The sequence below is a fragment of the Burkholderia sp. 3C genome (assembly GCF_054589155.1).
Window position 1 is genome coordinate 89,603 of sequence record NZ_BAAILN010000136.1, and the last position, 16,311, is coordinate 105,913.

Sequence of the window (16,311 nt, forward strand, 5' to 3'; positions counted from 1 at the left end):
CCACGGTGCAGGCCTCGTCGTTCCTCTATCAATCGCCTGCGAGACACCGCCGAACAGGGAGCCAACATGAAGTCGTGCAAGACCCTCGCGCTGGTTGCGGCATTGGCCGCGGCATCTGCGTTGCCGTTGCCGTCGTTTGCCCAGGATTCCGACGCGTGCCGCACGGTGCGGTTCTCCGATATCGGCTGGACCGACATCACGTCCACCACGGCGCTCGCCTCCATGTTGTTCGAGTCGCTCGGCTACAAGCCCACTACCACGATCTCGTCGGTGCCGATTTCGTTCGCAGGCCTGAAGGCCAAACAGATCGACGTGTCGCTCGGCTACTGGTGGCCGGTGCAGCAGAAGCAGCTTCAGCCGTTCCTCGATGCGAAGTCGATCACGGTGCTCGACACGCCGAACCTGTCGGGCGCGAAGGCCACGCTCGCGGTGCCGGCCTACGAATTCCAGGCCGGCCTGAAAACCTTCGACGATATCGCCAAGCACCGCGAGGAACTCGACGGGAAGATCTACGGCATCGAGCCGGGCAGCAGCGCCAACGCGACCATCCAGAAGATGATCGACACCAACCAGTACGGGCTCGGCGGCTTCAAGCTGGTCGAATCGAGCGAGGCCGGCATGCTGGTGACGGTGGAGCGCGCGGTGCGCGCCAAGAAATGGGTGGTGTTCCTCGGCTGGGAACCGCACCCGATGAACATCCAGTTGCAGATGAACTACCTGTCGGGCGGCGACGCGTCGTTCGGCCCGAACTACGGCGAGGCGCGCGTCTACACGCTGACCTCGAACGGTTATGCCGAGCGCTGCCCGAACGCGGGCAAGCTCGTGTCGAACCTGCGCTTCACCACCGATATGGAGAACCAACTGATGTTGGCCGTGGTGAACAAGACGCGCCCGGCCGACTCGGCCAAGGATTACATCCGCAAGCACCCGCAGGTGCTGGACGGCTGGCTCGCGGGCGTGAAGAGCTACGACGGCAAGGACGGTCTCGCGACCGTGAAGGCGGCGCTCGGCCTGTGACCGGCGCGCCGCGCGCCACTCCTACACTGCAAGCAACGAGGCAAACGCAATGAACCACGAAGTGATAGTGACCTGCGCCGTGACGGGCGCGGGCGATACGGTCGGCAAGCATCCGGCGATTCCGGTCACGCCCAAGCAGATCGCCGAGGCCGCGATCGAGGCCGCCAAGGCCGGCGCCACCGTCGCGCACTGCCATGTGCGCGATCCGCAAACCGGGTGCGGCAGCCGCGATCCGAACCTCTACCGCGAGGTGGTGGACCGGATTCGGTCGGCCGACGTTGACGTGATCATCAACCTGACGGCCGGCATGGGCGGCGACCTGGAGATCGGCGCGGGCGAAGCGCCGATGCAGTTCGGCCAGGGCACCGACCTGGTCGGCGGCCTGACGCGCCTCGTGCATGTGGAGGAATTGCTGCCCGAGATCTGCACGCTCGATTGCGGCACGCTCAATTTCGGCGATGGCGATTACATCTATGTGTCCACGCCGGCCCAGTTGCGTGCCGGCGCGAAGCGAATCCAGCAGCTTGGCGTGAAGCCCGAGCTGGAGATCTTCGACACCGGCCACCTGTGGTTCGCCAAGCAGTTGCTCAAGGAAGGCCTGCTCGACGAGCCGCCGCTGTTCCAGCTTTGCATGGGCATTCCGTGGGGCGCGCCGGCCGACACCGGCACGCTGAAATCGATGGTCGACAACATGCCGCCGGGCGCACACTGGGCCGGCTTCGGCATCGGCCGGATGCAGATGCCGATGGTGGCGCAGGCGATGCTGCTGGGCGGCCATGTGCGCGTGGGCCTCGAAGACAACATCTGGCTCGATCGCGGCGTGCCGGCCTCGAACGGCTCGCTCGTGCAGCGCGCGCGCGAAATCATCGAGCGGCTCGGCGCGCGCGTGCTGACGCCGGCCGAGGGGCGCGTCAAGCTCGGCCTGCCGCCGCGCGGCCAACGCCCGCTCGAACGGCGCGCGATCGCCGAATTCGCGTGAGATGACATGGCGTGGGGCGGCATGCACGCCGCCTCGCCGGATATTCAGGAAAACCAAGGACGTTTCATGACTGTGATCACCGACATCAAGACCTTCGCCGCGATCGGCACCGGCGTGATCGGCGGCGGCTGGGTGGCGCGTGCGCTCGCGAACGGGCTCGACGTGGTCGTGTGGGACCCGGCGCCCGGCGCCGAGGCGCAACTGCGCGCCAAGCTCGCCAACGCGTGGCCCGCGCTGGAGCGCGTCGGCCTGAAGCCGGGCGCGTCGGTCGAGCGGCTGCGCTTCGTGCCGACCATCGAGGCGGCCGTGGCCGACGCCGATTTCATCCAGGAAAGCGCGCCCGAGCGCGAGGCGCTGAAGCTCGAACTGCACGAGCAGATCAGCCGCGCGGCCAAGCCCGGCGCGATCATCGCGTCGTCCACTTCGGGGCTGCTGCCGACCGATTTCTATGCGCGCGCAACCAACCCGGAACGCTGCGTGGTCGGCCATCCGTTCAACCCCGTCTATCTGTTGCCGCTGGTCGAAGTGCTCGGCGGCGAGCGGACTTCGAGCGAAGCGGTGGATGCGGCGATCGCCATCTACGCGTCGCTCGGCATGCGTCCGCTCAAGGTGCGCAAGGAAGTGCCGGGCTTCATCGCCGACCGCCTGCTCGAAGCGCTGTGGCGCGAGGCGCTGCATCTGGTCAACGAAGGCGTGGCCACCACCGGCGAGATCGACGATGCGATCCGCTTCGGCGCGGGCATCCGCTGGTCGTTCATGGGCACGTTCCTGACCTACACGCTGGCCGGCGGCGACGCGGGCATGCGCCACTTCATGAAGCAGTTCGGGCCGGCGCTCGAACTGCCGTGGACCAAGCTCGTCGCGCCGACGCTGACCGACGAGCTGATCGACCGCGTGGTGGAAGGCACCACCGAGCAGCAGGGCGAGCGCAGCATCCAGGCGCTCGAACGCTATCGCGACGACTGCATTACCGAGGTGATCGAAACGATCGCCCGCGTGAAGGCGCGTCACGGCATGCGCTACGAGGATTGACGATGCCCACCGAAACCGCGCTGACGATTCACCGCGACGTGGTGCGCGAGGAATGGGTCGATTACAACGGGCACCTGCGCGATGCGTTCTACCTGCTGATCTTCAGCTTCGCCACCGATGCGCTGATCGATCGGATCGGCCTCGACGCGGCAACACGGCAGGCGCGCTCGCGCTCGATCTACACGCTGGAAGCGCATGTGAACTACCTGCAGGAGATCAAGCTCGGCACGGCGGTGCGCGTCGATGCACGCGTGCTGGCGGTCGATGCGAAGCGCATCCATCTGTATATGGAGATGTTTGCGGACGGCGTGGACGGCGCGGTGTCGGCCAGCGAGCAGATGCTGATGCATATCGACACGCGCGGGCCGAAATCCGCGCCGTTCGATGCCGACGTTCACGCGCGGCTTGCTGAAAGGCACGACGCGCAGCGCGAGATGGCGGCGCCGGCCTGGGCCGGGCGCGTGATCGGCCTGCCGGCGCCGCGCTGACGATGGCGCTCGAAGCGGAAATCGCCGCGTTCGTCGTGCAGGTCGCGGCCGAAGGCGGTGACGGCGGCGACCCGCGCGCGGTGTCGGTCGCGGCGCTGCGCGACGGCTACGAGCGTTTCGCCGCGCGCTGGACGCCGGCGCGATTGCCGAGCGGCGTGACGACGGAGGATGCCATGTTCGTCGCGCCGGCCGGGCACCGCATCGGTTTGCGGCGTTACCGATTCGCGCAGGCTTCGCGCGGCGCGGTGCTGTTTTTTCACGGTGGCGGTTTCGTGCTCGGTTCGCTGGCCAGCCATCAATCGATTGCGGCGCGGCTGGCGGCCGACGCGGCTGCCGACGTGATCGCCGTCGACTACCGGCTGGCGCCCGAGCATGGCGCGCCGGCCGCGCACGACGACGTGCGCGCCGTCACCCAGGCGGCGCTCGACGGCCGCCTGCCGTTCGATCTTCCCGCCGGGCAGCCGATCGCACTGGCCGGCGACAGCGCCGGCGGCACGTTGGCGGCCAGCGTGGCGGCGTGGTTCGGCGCGCGGATCGCGGGTGTCGCGCTTGTCTATCCGATGCTCGGGCTGGAGCCGCAATTGCCCGCGCGAGAAAGCGAGGCCGATGCGCCGATGCTGACGCTCGCCGATGTGCGCAGTTATCGTCAGTGGTACTGGGGATCGGCGGATGGGGCCGCGGCAGCGCCGGTTTCGCCGCCGCCGGGCACCGTGCCGTTGCTGGCCGGTCGTTTCGACGGGCTGCCGCCGGTGCTGGCGATCGGCGCGGAGCACGATCCGCTGCGCGACGATGCGCGTGTGTATGTCGAGACGATCCGTGCGGCTGGCGGCGAGGCGCGCTTCGTGCTGGCCGAGGGCATGGTGCACGGTTGCTGGCGCGCGCTTGATGTCAGCCCCGGCGCGGTGCGCATGCACCGGGCCGTGTGCGCATTTCTGCGCGAGCGGATCGATGCGGATTCCGAACGAGTGAAATAGGGTGGCGGCTTGCCGGTGCGGTTCTTGTCCCGGCCGATGTGTACCGTGGCGTTGGCAGCGGCCATCGAATCGTTCTTGGCCGGCATCAGCGTGGTCGACGCAAGCGCGCACGAAAGCGCATAAAAAAATACCTCGGACCAGCATCGGACCGAGGTTGAGTCGCATCCTGTCCATTGGCACGAGTCGGATGCGGCTTGGAGTATAGGAAACCTAAGGATGTCTTTCAATTCGTAAATCCGAGGATGCGCTCTGTTAGCGCACCACGGCTCGCGAACGCCGCTGCGGCATTTCTCGTCCACCAAAGAAAAACGGCCGATCTCGGAAAGAGAGTGGCCGTTCGGAACTGCTGTGTTTCATGGAGCGGGGCGCGCAGGCCAGGTTTGAAGCCGATATTGCGGCGCGTCACCGTCACGTTCCAGGAAACGGATTGTTGCAACGTAAACAACAAAGATTCAGGCCGCTTCGATCGTCCGGTGGGCAGATCAGGCTTGCGCCAGGAGCGAAAAAAGGCCCGGGCGCCAGGCGCCCGGGCTAAGCCTTCCCTGACGGGACGGCGGAGGTTTGGGGCCTGAAAACGGCGACGAGTCCGTTGCCGGACTCGTTACCGAAGCGAGGCTGCCGTACGGGCAACCCCGAAGCTTGCTGCTTAGTGACCGTAGTAGATCGAATCGTGAGCCGGCGTAACCGTGGCTGCCGGGCTGCCCGAATGGACCACCGGGGCTGCCTGCGAACCGTAACCGCTCGTGTCCGGGCCGGCCACGCGGGCTTCCGCGGCCTGGATGTCTTCCGGGTAGTACGGGCTTGCGACGCCCGGATGATAACCGGCCTTCTCGAGTTGGACCAGTTGCGCACGCACTTCGGCGCGGGTCACAGGGCCGTTCTGGGCGGTTTGGGCGAATGCGGCAACCGAAGCGGTCAGGGCGGTAGCGGCAACAACTGCGGCGATGAGCTTATTCATACAACCTCCGAAATTTTATCTGGTATGTCCGCTTGCGGCGTTTTGTCGTCAGCGGTTGATGTGAATCGTAGACCTCGGATCACCTAGGGTAAATACTGGTTTTGATCATAGATCGTTGCTTAAATCGATAAAATCGCAGAGCGGAAATGGTCTGATGAATGCGTGGGTCGCAACGATGGAAGCGTCGTGGCAGCGCGGTGCGAATCGTGGCTGCACGGCCATGCGAAGCATCGCGCGCCGGCGTGCGGGTCGCGCGTGCGCGCGTAGGAAGAAGCCGGGAGGGGGATTTGATGTGCTCGGTGCGCTAGCGCACATAACCAGCAGGCACACCTAAGCATGGTGCGCCGCCGACTGGCGAGCACAAAAAGAAAACGCCGCGAATGTATCGCGGCGCGATGTTTCGGCCTTACTTGCCGCTGTGCAGGCCGAGCACCTGGGAGGCGGAGATCATGGCACCCGCATTCGCAGGCGCCGGACGCTCGGCAGGACGAAACACTTCGTCGCCGCGCTGGATCACTTCGCGGGACAGTGCGCACGTGCCCGTGCGTTGCGCGAAGCGGCGGCGCCAGCGCTGTTCGCCGTAGTGGCAGCGGCCGGGTTCGACCCAACGAACGACGAGCAACGTGTCCGATTGTTCGAGAATTTCGACGTGAACGTCGGCGGGATCGCGCAGGGGTATCGATTTGGAAGACTTCATTTGCCGTTTCCTAAAGCTCGTGCGGTATCGGCCTAGGCAGTATTTGCAACTGCGTTTTGTCGATTCCGTAGCGGTTTCCAATGAGAATCTGGAGCTAAATGTAAGCGCCCTCGGCAAGAAAAAACATCCTGTCTGGATCGAATTACATTTTGCCAATTTAGAAACAATCGATCGGCAGGTTTGTGGGCGCACAAAGAAAAAACCCCGGAGGGGATCCGGGGTGGAAAAAAGAACGAGCGGCACGGCAGGCTTCTTACTCGCATAGACGCCTGGGGTGAATCCCGTGCTGAGGTGGCTCGCCCTTGGAGACGGTTCAGTGCACGTCGTACATCGATCGGCCGTTGATCGTGAACGGGTCTTGCGCCCGTTTTCCTGCTTCGGCCGTCATGCGCGGCTGTGCACCGTATCCGGATGGCTCGGCGCCGCTTTGCTCGCTGCCTGGCTGGGCGGCGGCGGAAACGGGCTGCGACGGGGCTTGCGAGGCGCCGTCCGCTGCATGGACGGACGATGCGAAGGCCAGCAGCACGCACGCTGCGGCGACAATTCCTGGCTTGCGCATCTTGTTCGGGCTCCTCATGGATCGTCGGCAACGCGCGGGCAAATTCGCCGCGCCGGGTGCCGTGCATCTCCGGACAGACGCCATGGTGCACGGCGCATGCCGATAGCAGCGTGACGCCAACATGGCGATTTCGTCAGAAATGTCGGAGGAATGCGGTTTCGCCGATCGAAGCATGCCGAATAAGATAAATCCTTAAACACTGCGTTGCAGATTTACGGCTATTCCTGAGGAAATTCTGAGGATCGGGTAATGCGCCATTCGATCCGATAATCGGCACGGCCGAATGGATTTTCGAATGGCGTGCACGAATTCCGTGCTCAGCGTGCGAAGCGGGCCGCGTCGAACGGCGTGAGATCGACATCCGGGCGTTCTCCGCAGATGGCCTGTGCAAGCAGCCGCCCGGTGATCGGCCCGAGCGTCAGGCCGTGATGGTTGTGACCGAACGCGAACCACATGCCCGGATGATGCGGGGCCGCGCCGATCACCGGCCGCATGTCCGGCGTGCACGGGCGCAAGCCGAGCCACGGCGCGTCGTCGAGCCGCTCGCCGAGGCCGAACGCCGGGCGCGCCAGGCGTTCGGCGCGGGCGAGCTGGATGCCGGTGGGCGGCAGCGAGCGCCGGGCCAGTTCGATGCCGGTCGTGAGCCGCAGGCCGCGCTGCATCGGCGCGATCACGTAGCCGTGTTCGATGTCGACAACCGGTGCGGACAAGCGCGGCGTGTCCGATGGCGGTGCGTAGTGCATGTGATAGCCGCGCTTGTCGCGCAGCGGGATGCGGTAGCCGAAACGCGCGAATACGCTGTCCGACCAGGGGCCGAGCGCGATCACGGCCTCGCGCGCAGTGGTGTCGCCGTCGGCCGTCGTGATGCGCCAGCCGCCGTCGATGCGCACGAGCGTGGTGGCATCGCCGAGCAGGAACCGGCCGCCTTCGCGTTCGAACAAGCCGGCATAGGCCGCGACCAGCGCGCCGGGATTCGACACGGCTTTCGGATCGAGCCAGTGAATCGCGCCCGCGAAGCCCGCGCGCAGCGACGGCTCCTGCGCGCGCAGGGCGGCGGCGTCGAGCACCACGTGGCGCAGGCCGTGCGTGCGCGCCAGGCCCGCGGCTTCCGCGATGCCATGATCGAGCGCGTGCGGCGAGCGGAACGCTTCGAGCCAGCCGCTGCCGCGAATCAGCGCGGCGGCTTCGAGGCTGCGCGCGGCCAACGCGTCGTGTTCGTCGACGCTGCGCTCGATCAGCGGACGCATGTCGCGTGCGGCCGCGGCGTGCCGGGCCGGCGCCGATTCGTGCCAGAAACGCAGCAGCCACGGCGCGTAAGCGGGCAGCGAGCGCGGATGCCAGTACAGCGCGGTGGCGCGGTTCGTCGCGTAACGCATCAGCGCCAGCGGGTTGCGCGGGAACGCATACGGCATGACCGACGAGCGTTCGATCAACCCGGCATTGCCGAAGCTCGTGCCGAGCCCCGGCGCCTGCCGGTCGATCAGCGCGACGCGCCGGCCGCGATCCTGCAGATGTTGAGCGACCGATACGCCGACGATGCCGGCGCCGAGCACGATGACGTCGAAATCCATGAGGTGACTTGGGCGATGAAGGTGTTGAACGCGGCGTGAGCGGAAGCGAGCCGAGCCGGCTCGTAATCGTCAGGAACCCGAATCATGGGCTAACGCGGGGAGAAGTCCGTATCGGCTGAGTATTCGATCACCAGATCCGAAGCGGCCACCGCCACGCACGGCAGAATCCAGCCTTGCGCGCGTTCCTCGCGCGTCACGCCGGGCCATTCGACGCGGTACGTCACGCTGCCGCTGACCATCCGGCACAGGCAGGCTCGGCATACGCCGTTGCGGCACGAGCGCGGCAGCGACAGCCCCTCGAAGCCGGCGGCTTCGAGCAGCGATAGCGAGTCGGGCGCGTCGAAACTCGCGCCGAGCGGTTCGACGCGGACGCGGAACGGGCGTTCGGATTCGGTCATCGGGGGCGGGCGAACGGGAGGCGAGCCCGCCAGCATACCCGAAGCGCGGCGTGGCTTGCCGTGGGGGTCAGGCGTCGCCGCGCCGCCGTCGCAGATGCCGGTAGACGGTATTGCGCGCAAGGCCCAACTCGCGCGCGGCGGCGGACACGTTGCCCTGATGGCGCGCGAGCGTGCAGTCGATCAGCGAGGCCTGCTGCGCGTCGAGCGTGGTGGCGGAGGCGCACGCGGCCGGCGAGGTGGCCCACTCGGCCGCGCCGTCGGGGCAGTCGAGCCAGAAATCCTCGGGCAGATGGTCGAGGCCGATCTCGGGCGCATCGTCGGCGAGCATGCCGGCCGTGCGCAGCACGTTCGTCATCTGCCGCAGGTTGCCGGGCCAGCGGCAGCGCGCGAATGCGGCCAGCACGGCGTTCGAGACGCGCGACGGCACGGCGTCGGCGCGGGCGAGGCGGGCCAGCACGCGCCGCACCAGTTCGGGCAGATCGGTGCGCTGCGCGAGCGGCGGCAGCGTGACGGCCAGCCCGTTGATGCGGTAATAGAGATCGTCGCGAAAGCGCTGGTCGGCGATCATCGCGCGCAGGTCGCGGTGCGTCGCACACACGATCCGTACGTCCACCGGCACGGCGCGGCCGCTGCCGAGCGGCACCACCGCGCGCTCCTGCAGCACCCGCATCAGCCGCACTTGCTGGGCCGGCGGCATGTCGCCGATCTCGTCGAGGAACAGCGTGCCGCCGTCGGCCTGCACGATGCGACCGGGGCTGCCGCGCCGGCGCGCGCCGGTGAACGCGCCGTCTTCATAGCCGAACAGCTCGGCCTCGATCAGCGAATCGGGCAACGCGGCGCAGTTGACGGCGACGAACGGGCCGTCGCGGCGCGGCGAGGCGCCGTGCAGCGCGCGCGCCAGCCATTCCTTGCCGGTGCCGGTTTCGCCGAGGATCAGCACGGGCAGATCGCGCCCGCGGATCTTCGCAACACGTTGCAGGATCGCGGCCATGCGCGCGTCGCCGGTGTCGAGCGTGGCGAGGGTGATCGCGTCGGCATCGGGGTTGGCATCAGGCACGGCCGGTTTCACCGCGGTTTCCGGGGTTGGCGGCACGGCAACGGAGGCCGTGCGCGCGGCGACTCGGTCGCCGGTGCGGCGTGTCTGTGCCTGCTCGCAGCGCGCCAGCACGCGCACGCCGGTCTGCAGTGTCAGCGCGACAGTCGCGCCCGGATCGCGTGCGGCCCGGTCCGCCAGTTGTGCGAACGAGATACCGAACAATTCATCGCAGCTTCGCTCCTGCAACGCACCGAGCGATGTACCGAACTGGAACAGCGCGCTGCGGTTGGCCGCGAGCAGGTTGCCGTCCGCGCCGAACGCGGCGAGCCCGCCGAACAGCGAATCGACGAATTCGGCATGCGCGTGGAAATGCACGCGCAACGCGGCGTCGCAGGCGCTGGAGAACAGGTGATTTTCGATCAGTTGTGCAGACATCCTGACCAGCGCGAGCGTGTGCGGGCCGAAGCCGCGCGGGTCGCCGCTGACGTCGAGCGCGCCGAGCAAGCGGCCGAACGGATCGACGATCGGCGCGCAGGAGCAGGACAGCACATGATTGGCGCGCAGGAAATGTTCGTCGCCGTGCACGGTCACGGCCTGCCGCGAGGCCAGCGCGGTGCCGATCGCATTGGTGCCGCGCGCGGTTTCGGCCCACGACGCGCCGGGGCGCAGCGCCACGCGGTTCGCCTTGGCGACGAAATCGGCGTCGCCGATGCTGTGCAGGATCATGCCGTCATGATCGGTCAGGAGTACGAGGCTTTGGGTATCGGCGATCTGGGCGTGCAGCGCGTCCATCACCGGGCGCGCGAGCGTATAGAGCGAGCGGCTGCCGTCGATCAGCTCGCGCAGCGCATGCGCCGACAGCGGCGCGTAGTCGGGCCGGTCGGCGGCGCGCAGGCCGATCGAGGCCGAGCGCGCGTGCGCCTGCGCGATGACGTCGAGTCGGCTGACCGTGGCGGGCAGCACGGAGGATTGCGGCATGTCGTGTCTCCAGGGAAGCGTCGGCGGCGCTCCGATCCTTGTTTGATGGGCGCCGTGCAGCACGCCGCTCGCGTCATGATACAAGCGCCACCCGGCGTGCGCGACCGCGATTCGCCGCTGCGGCGGCGCGGCAAGCCGATGGCGCCCGGCGGCACGGCACTCGGGGCGGGCGGGTGGCCTGGTTTGTTGCGCAGTGCAAAACGATGGCGAACGGGCGCGTGAATTCGTCAGCGGCTGTTGAAAACCGCGGGCGTGGCACATGCCGGCAGCGCGGCATCGGGGTTTGTCCCGTCAGTCCTTGCGTGTACGCGCATAGCGTCTACAGTGAAAGGCAACCGGCTCGATCTCCTGCGCGCCTTCCGCCGCGCGCCACCCTGCCGACCGTTCCGCGCTCGCTCCGGCCGCCCCGGCCCTCAATGGTGTGCGCGGCCTTTTGCATTCTCGTCACGACAAAGGCGCCCCATGCAGATCCTCTTCCCGAACGAAGCCCCCGAATACTCGGGGCCTGAACTGACTTTGTTATTCGCGGCGATGGTGGATGGCGAGCGGGTATGTTGCGAGATTACCGCCGAGGCGCTGGAGTCGCATTTCGGCGCGGCCTCGGCGCGTTCCGAGGACATGCTCGGCGCCTTCGCGAATCATCGTCCGCGCATCGAGGCGGCCGCGCGCCGGCTGCTGGCCGATACGCGTGCGCAATGCGTGACGCTGCGCAGCGGTTATGTACGCTTCCACGAGGCGAACCTGCGCTGATCGCGCGAGCGGGCGGGGGCCGGAAGCCGGCGCTCGCCTTCATCGCCATTCATTATTCAGGATTGCGAGAGAATATTCGTGCCGCGCGGGGTGGTTACGGCCGTGCGCGGGAGAAGCCGTGTCGCGTTTCCGCTTCCGAGGCGGGAGCGTCGGGCTGCGCATCGGTATCGAGCGCGCGATTGAATTCCGCGGCCCGCACGCGAATTTTCTGCGCATAGGCCTGGGAGCCGCCGTAGCGGCGCATCGCGACGTCGAGATCGCCGTTCGCGCCCTGCATGTAACCGTAGAGAATCGCCGAGCCGATCTTGATGTTGGTGGTGGGTTCGGTCAGATCCTGATTGCGCACCAGCCCGCGATGTACCGACGGCACGACCTGCATGAGCCCGGTCGCGCCGTTCGCGCCCTTGGCCTTTTCCCGGAAGCGCGACTCGATCGAGATGATCGCGAGCAGCACGGCCGGCGGCAGCGAATACTTGGCGGAGGCGAGCGTGACGGCGTCGGAGATTTGCTGCGCCTTCTGCTTGGCGACGCCGAACTTGCGGATCAGATACGTGGAGACGGGGCCATGCGGGGCGGGCGCTTCGGCATCGAGCAGCAGGCCCGAGGCGGGCACGGCCGGGGCCGAGGCCAGTTGCGAAAACGAGGCAGCCACCGCGCCATCGGCCGAAGCAGCGGCCAGCGCGGCCGACGCCGTGCATGCGCAGCCCAACAGGAGAACGATCGAACAGGTGAGCTGCCGCATGGATCTCGGGGAATCGAAACCGGGGCGCACAGTATATCGATCCGCGCCCGCACCGGCATAGTGTTCCGAAACGCCGATGCCGCCGGCTGCCGTGCGCGTCAATCCGCGCCCAGGTAGAAGTAGCGGAACAGGAACACCACGGCGATGATCCAGACCACCGGCTTGACCTGTTTCGCGCGGCCCGTCAGCAGCTTGAGGCCGGCGTAGGCGATGAAGCCGAACGCCACGCCGTTTGCGATCGAGTAGGTGAACGGCATCAGCAGCGCGGTGAGCGCGGCCGGCACGGCTTCGGTGGCGTCGTCCCAGGGCACGTCCACCATGTCGCGCAGCATCAGGCAGGACACATAGAGCAGCGCCGGCGCGGTGGCGTAGGCGGGCACCACGCCGGCCAGCGGCGCGATGAACAGGCAGGCCAGGAACAGCACGGCGACGGTCACGGCCGTCATGCCGGTGCGCCCGCCGGCCTGCACGCCCGAGGCGCTTTCGATATAGGCCGTGGTGGACGAGGTGCCGAGCAAGGAGCCCGCCACGATCGCCGTGCTGTCGGCCAGCAGCGCCTTGTTCAGGCGGTGCATCTTGCCGTTGACGAGCAGGCCCGCGCGGTTCGCCACGCCCATCAGCGTGCCGGTCGCGTCGAACAACTCGACCAGGAAGAACACCAGGATCACGTTGATCACGCCGGTCGACAGCGCGGCCTTGATGTCGAGCTTGAACAGCGTCGGCGAGATCGACGGCGGCGCGGAGAAAATGCCGTGGAACTGGTTGCCGCCGAAGAAGAACGACAGGACGGTGACCGCGACGATGCCGATCAGGATCGCGCCGCGCACGCGCAGCGCGTCGAGCGTGACGATCACGAAGAAGCCGACGATCGCGAGCAGCGTGGTGGGTTCGTGCAGATTGCCGAGCGTGACGAGCGTGGCGGGGCTGCCGGTGATCACGCCCGCGGTTTTCAGCGAAATGATGCCGAGGAACAGGCCGATGCCGGCCGTGATCGCCACGCGCAGCGTCTTCGGGATGCCGTTGATGATGGCCTCGCGCACGCGCAGCAACGTGACGATCAGGAACAGGCAGCCCGAGATGAACACCGCGCCGAGCGCCGCCTCCCAGGTGAAGCCCATGCCCTTGACGACCGCGTAGGCGAAGTAGGCGTTCAGGCCCATGCCCGGCGCGCAGGCTACCGGGTAGTTCGCGTAGAGGCCCATGATCAGCGACGCGAGCGCGGCCACGATGCAGGTCGCGACGAACACCGATTCCTTCGGCATGCCCGCATCGCCGAGGATCGCCGGGTTCACGAAGATGATGTATGCCATCGTCAGGAAGGTGGTGACGCCCGCCAGCAGTTCCGTGCGCAGGTCGGTTCCGGCTTCCTGGAAGCCGAAATACCGTTTGATCGAGTCCATGAAGTGGCTTCTCCGGTCGGTGGTCGTGTCGGTGCTCGACGTATCGTGTGTTCGGGGCGGCGCGGGCAGTGCCGCCGCGCGCTTGGCGGCCGCGATTGTAAACGCAGTGCGGCCGTGCGCCTATTGCCGTTGCGGGCGAGCGCCGGGGCGCGTTACGATGGCCGCGGCGCGCCCGCTCCGCCTGCGCGGCGATACGCGCGTCATACGATACGTCGCCAAAATACCTGAGAGCTCATGCCCAACCATCATGCCGCGACGCGAATGCGTGGCTTGCCGCAACGATGCGCCGCACTATTGCAATGGCCTTTCCTGTCAAGCGGCGGATCGTCTGCCGAGGCATCGAATCTTTCAATTTCATTGCTTGCGCCGTGGCGTCGAACGCGTGCCTATTCGTTGCACGCGCAACCATATCGAAATGAAGCGAATTCCGGCAGCGGGGCGATGCGATGAACCATTCCGATCTGCCGCCGTGGATGCCGATCGCGCTCGCCGAAGCCGGCGTGACGCGTCATGGCCCGGGAAGCAGCCACCCGCGCATCGTCGAATACAACGGCATGACGAATCTCGTGGGCTACGACGACAAGGTGTCGTGGTGCTCGCGTTCGCGAACTGGTGCATCGCACGCGCGGGCCTGGCCGGCACCGGCTCGGCGCTCGCGCGTTCGTGGCTCGACTGGGGGCGGCCGCTCGATACGCCGCGCTATGGCTGCATCGTGGTGCTGACGCGCGACGATCCGGCAAGCTGGAAAGGGCATGTCGGCTTCTATCTGCGCCATGAGGGCGAGGCGATCGTGTTGTTCGGCGGCAATCAGTTGGGGAGGGTGCGGGAACTGGCTTATGACGGCGCCTCGTTGCTGGGGTATCGCTGGCCGGTGGGCGGGTAGGGTGCACCGCGATTGTGCATATTGCACATCGCGGCACACCGCCGAAATGCTCCGTATCGCACATACGCCGCCGTCGAGCGCGGTTAATTTCGCAGCGAAGCCTTGCCGTGCAACGCGTGGCGCGCGAAATCCTGATTCGAAACCCCCGTAAAAAACGGGTTCAGGATGTAAAAGATTGCAAGGTGCTATCGCGCAAATCGGGCTGGGACACTACGATAGGGCGGTGGGTTAAACGGTGCCGTACCTGGAATTCAGGCTCGGCCACAAGCACTACCGGTATTCGCCGGGTGACCACAGCCCGGCTTCCCGTTCGAATTCAACGGTCGATACGGAGGTCAGCATGATGAACTTGATCAGTCGTTGGGCAATGCGGCACGCCCCCACTCCCGAGAAATCCGCCGCTTCGATGCTCGTGACGGCACGCATGGAATTGTTCACCGCCGAACAGCGCGTGATCGATGCGAAGACGCAGGCCAATTATTGGCGCACACGCGTATCGTTTCTCGAGGAAGTGCAGAAGCAGGGCATCGACCCGTGGGTCGGCACCACGGCGCAAACTCCGGAGCCTGCTCCGTCGGGCGTCGCACGCGGCCCCCGTCTGGCGGCCAGCACCTGATTGCCCGTGTAGCGCGGTTTGCGTCGTCCAGCGGCGCGAACCGCGTTTTCTTCAAGACTGCTCGCTATTCCTCGCCGCGTTCGCGGTGAACCCTCCTCATTCCGTCCCGCCCGCTTCGGCATCTCGTTCGCGCTCGCGATACGCGGCCGGGCTCAGTCCGCTCCATCCTCGAAACGCCCGATAGAACGCGCTCGGCTCCGCGAAGCCGGCGGCGGTCGCCACGTCGGCCACGGTCAGCGTGAGGTCGGCCAGCGCGGCGCAGGCGATCTCGTAACGCAGCGCATCCTTGATTTCCTGATACGACGCGCCCTCGTGGCGCAGCTTGCGCCGCAGCGTCGCCTCGGCCACGTGCAGGCGCGCGGCGAGGCTGGCCGCGTCGGGCCAGTCGGCCGGCGCGGTGGCGCGCAGCACGGCGCGCACGCGGCTCGCCAGCGAATCGGGGTTGCGGTACTTGACGATGAAGTTGCCGGGCGCGTTGCGCAGGAAGGCTTTCAACGAAGGCGGCGTTTGCACCACGGGCAGCGTGGCGAACGCCGGGTCGAGATCGACGTAGGCGTCGGGCGAATCGAAGCGCAGGTCGTCGCAGAAGATCTGCCGGTAATCGCGCGGCACCTCGGGGGCGGGGCTGCGCAGGCATGCGGTCAGCACCGGAATGCGCCGCCCGATCAGCCAGCAGGTCAGCCCGTAGACGAGGATGAAGAACGTCGCGTAGACGAACGCGGGCGGCCGTGCCTCGGCGTCGCGATGCACGAAGCGCAGCCGCACGCGCGTGGCATCCACCTCCAGTTCGGCATGCAGATCGTCGAGCACGCAGCGCATCATGTTCAGCGCGCGCGACAGCCCGCCCATGCCGGTGCGCGCGCCGAGCGCGGCCTCGCTCATCGCCACGAACGCGCCGCTGCGCATCGGGTGCGAATCCTGTCCGAAGAATTCATCGTCGAGCGTGCGCGCGATTGCGTTCCAGAGCGCGCCGTACTGGCGCGCGCCCACGTGGGCGTCGGGCGCGTCGAGCAGGCCCGGCGCGATGCCGGCCTGCGCGAGCAAGGCCTCGGGATCGGCGCCGCGCCGGCACGCCAGCGCGAGGCTGGTGGCCACGAGGCGGACGGAAACGGTTCCCTTGTCGGTGGTTTTCATGCGAGCGCGGCGTGCTGCGGCGGCACGATATGGCCGCCACGAACACGGTATGGCAAAAACGATCATTGTAATTGAGTGCGGCGAGCATCGATACCGCGC

General features: G+C 67.1%; 17 protein-coding genes and 1 pseudogene. 8 read left to right on the forward strand and 10 right to left on the reverse strand.

From position 1 onward, the window contains the following. The first annotated feature begins 66 nt into the window (after positions 1-66). The 5 genes from ACYP33_RS28435 to ACYP33_RS28455 all read left to right on the forward strand — a co-directional run bounded on the left by ACYP33_RS28435 (position 67) and on the right by ACYP33_RS28455 (position 4,490). Positions 67-1,017 carry a choline ABC transporter substrate-binding protein gene (locus ACYP33_RS28435; protein ID WP_414448134.1) on the forward strand — a complete coding sequence of 317 codons (951 nt, stop codon included), beginning with the start codon at positions 67-69 and terminating at the stop codon, positions 1,015-1,017. A gap of 49 nt (positions 1,018-1,066) precedes the next feature. Continuing rightward, positions 1,067-1,996, forward strand: coding sequence for a beta-keto acid cleavage family enzyme (locus tag ACYP33_RS28440; RefSeq protein WP_459624742.1), 930 nt, complete (start codon positions 1,067-1,069; stop codon positions 1,994-1,996). A gap of 66 nt (positions 1,997-2,062) precedes the next feature. After that, the gene (locus tag ACYP33_RS28445) at positions 2,063-3,028 is read left to right on the forward strand and encodes an L-carnitine dehydrogenase (RefSeq protein WP_459624743.1); all 966 of its coding nucleotides are present in this window, start codon (positions 2,063-2,065) and stop codon (positions 3,026-3,028) included. Between the two features lie 2 nt (positions 3,029-3,030). Then, complete coding sequence (locus tag ACYP33_RS28450) at positions 3,031-3,516, forward strand: thioesterase family protein (RefSeq protein WP_414448131.1); 486 nt, start codon at positions 3,031-3,033, stop codon at positions 3,514-3,516. Positions 3,517-3,518: 2 nt separating this feature from the next. Continuing rightward, positions 3,519-4,490, forward strand: coding sequence for an alpha/beta hydrolase (locus ACYP33_RS28455; protein ID WP_459624744.1), 972 nt, complete (start codon positions 3,519-3,521; stop codon positions 4,488-4,490). 646 nt (positions 4,491-5,136) lie between these two features. Here ACYP33_RS28455 and ACYP33_RS28460 read toward each other — a convergent pair. From ACYP33_RS28460 to ACYP33_RS28485, 6 genes are all read right to left on the reverse strand, one after another. Beyond that, the gene (locus tag ACYP33_RS28460) at positions 5,137-5,448 is read right to left on the reverse strand and encodes a DUF4148 domain-containing protein (protein WP_414441324.1); all 312 of its coding nucleotides are present in this window, start codon (positions 5,446-5,448) and stop codon (positions 5,137-5,139) included. Positions 5,449-5,854: 406 nt separating this feature from the next. After that, positions 5,855-6,145 (reverse strand): DUF3331 domain-containing protein, encoded by a 291-nt coding sequence (locus ACYP33_RS28465; protein ID WP_414448129.1) that lies wholly within the window; start codon positions 6,143-6,145, stop codon positions 5,855-5,857. Positions 6,146-6,458: 313 nt separating this feature from the next. Next, the gene (locus ACYP33_RS28470; protein WP_459624745.1) at positions 6,459-6,704 is read right to left on the reverse strand and encodes a hypothetical protein; all 246 of its coding nucleotides are present in this window, start codon (positions 6,702-6,704) and stop codon (positions 6,459-6,461) included. Between the two features lie 317 nt (positions 6,705-7,021). Next, positions 7,022-8,275, reverse strand: coding sequence for an NAD(P)/FAD-dependent oxidoreductase (locus tag ACYP33_RS28475; protein WP_459624746.1), 1,254 nt, complete (start codon positions 8,273-8,275; stop codon positions 7,022-7,024). Between the two features lie 89 nt (positions 8,276-8,364). Then, on the reverse strand, positions 8,365-8,673 hold the full coding sequence (locus ACYP33_RS28480) for a 2Fe-2S iron-sulfur cluster-binding protein (protein WP_459624747.1): 309 nt from the start codon (positions 8,671-8,673) through the stop codon (positions 8,365-8,367). A 67-nt stretch (positions 8,674-8,740) separates the two neighbouring features. Further along, the gene (locus ACYP33_RS28485) at positions 8,741-10,687 is read right to left on the reverse strand and encodes a sigma-54-dependent Fis family transcriptional regulator (protein ID WP_459624748.1); all 1,947 of its coding nucleotides are present in this window, start codon (positions 10,685-10,687) and stop codon (positions 8,741-8,743) included. Between the two features lie 462 nt (positions 10,688-11,149). On the opposite strand from ACYP33_RS28485, the gene ACYP33_RS28490 reads away from it, so the two are divergent. Beyond that, positions 11,150-11,437 carry a DUF1488 family protein gene (locus ACYP33_RS28490; RefSeq protein WP_414441330.1) on the forward strand — a complete coding sequence of 96 codons (288 nt, stop codon included), beginning with the start codon at positions 11,150-11,152 and terminating at the stop codon, positions 11,435-11,437. Positions 11,438-11,531: 94 nt separating this feature from the next. On the opposite strand, the gene ACYP33_RS28495 is transcribed toward ACYP33_RS28490, so the two are convergent. Further along, positions 11,532-12,179, reverse strand: a complete 648-nt coding sequence (locus tag ACYP33_RS28495; RefSeq protein WP_459624749.1) for a transglycosylase SLT domain-containing protein — start codon at positions 12,177-12,179, stop codon at positions 11,532-11,534. 98 nt (positions 12,180-12,277) lie between these two features. Further along, positions 12,278-13,579 (reverse strand): NCS2 family permease, encoded by a 1,302-nt coding sequence (locus tag ACYP33_RS28500; RefSeq protein ID WP_414441332.1) that lies wholly within the window; start codon positions 13,577-13,579, stop codon positions 12,278-12,280. Positions 13,580-14,052: 473 nt separating this feature from the next. On the opposite strand from ACYP33_RS28500, the pseudogene ACYP33_RS28505 reads away from it, so the two are divergent. Next, positions 14,053-14,462, forward strand: a pseudogene (locus ACYP33_RS28505) (TIGR02594 family protein). Positions 14,463-14,732: 270 nt separating this feature from the next. Here the strand turns inward: ACYP33_RS28505 and ACYP33_RS28510 are convergent. Beyond that, on the reverse strand, positions 14,733-14,888 hold the full coding sequence (locus tag ACYP33_RS28510; RefSeq protein WP_414442053.1) for a hypothetical protein: 156 nt from the start codon (positions 14,886-14,888) through the stop codon (positions 14,733-14,735). Between ACYP33_RS28510 and ACYP33_RS28515 the strand changes: the two genes are divergently transcribed. After that, positions 14,830-15,078: a hypothetical protein gene (locus tag ACYP33_RS28515; protein ID WP_414441954.1), complete on the forward strand. Its 249-nt coding sequence runs from the start codon at positions 14,830-14,832 to the stop codon at positions 15,076-15,078. The two genes, ACYP33_RS28510 and ACYP33_RS28515, sit on opposite strands and share 59 nt — an antisense overlap. Positions 15,079-15,174: 96 nt before the next feature. On the opposite strand, the gene ACYP33_RS28520 is transcribed toward ACYP33_RS28515, so the two are convergent. Further along, a complete protein-coding gene (locus ACYP33_RS28520; RefSeq protein WP_414448121.1) occupies positions 15,175-16,212 on the reverse strand; it encodes an AraC family transcriptional regulator in 1,038 nt (345 codons plus the stop codon). Positions 16,213-16,311: the final 99 nt, after the last annotated feature.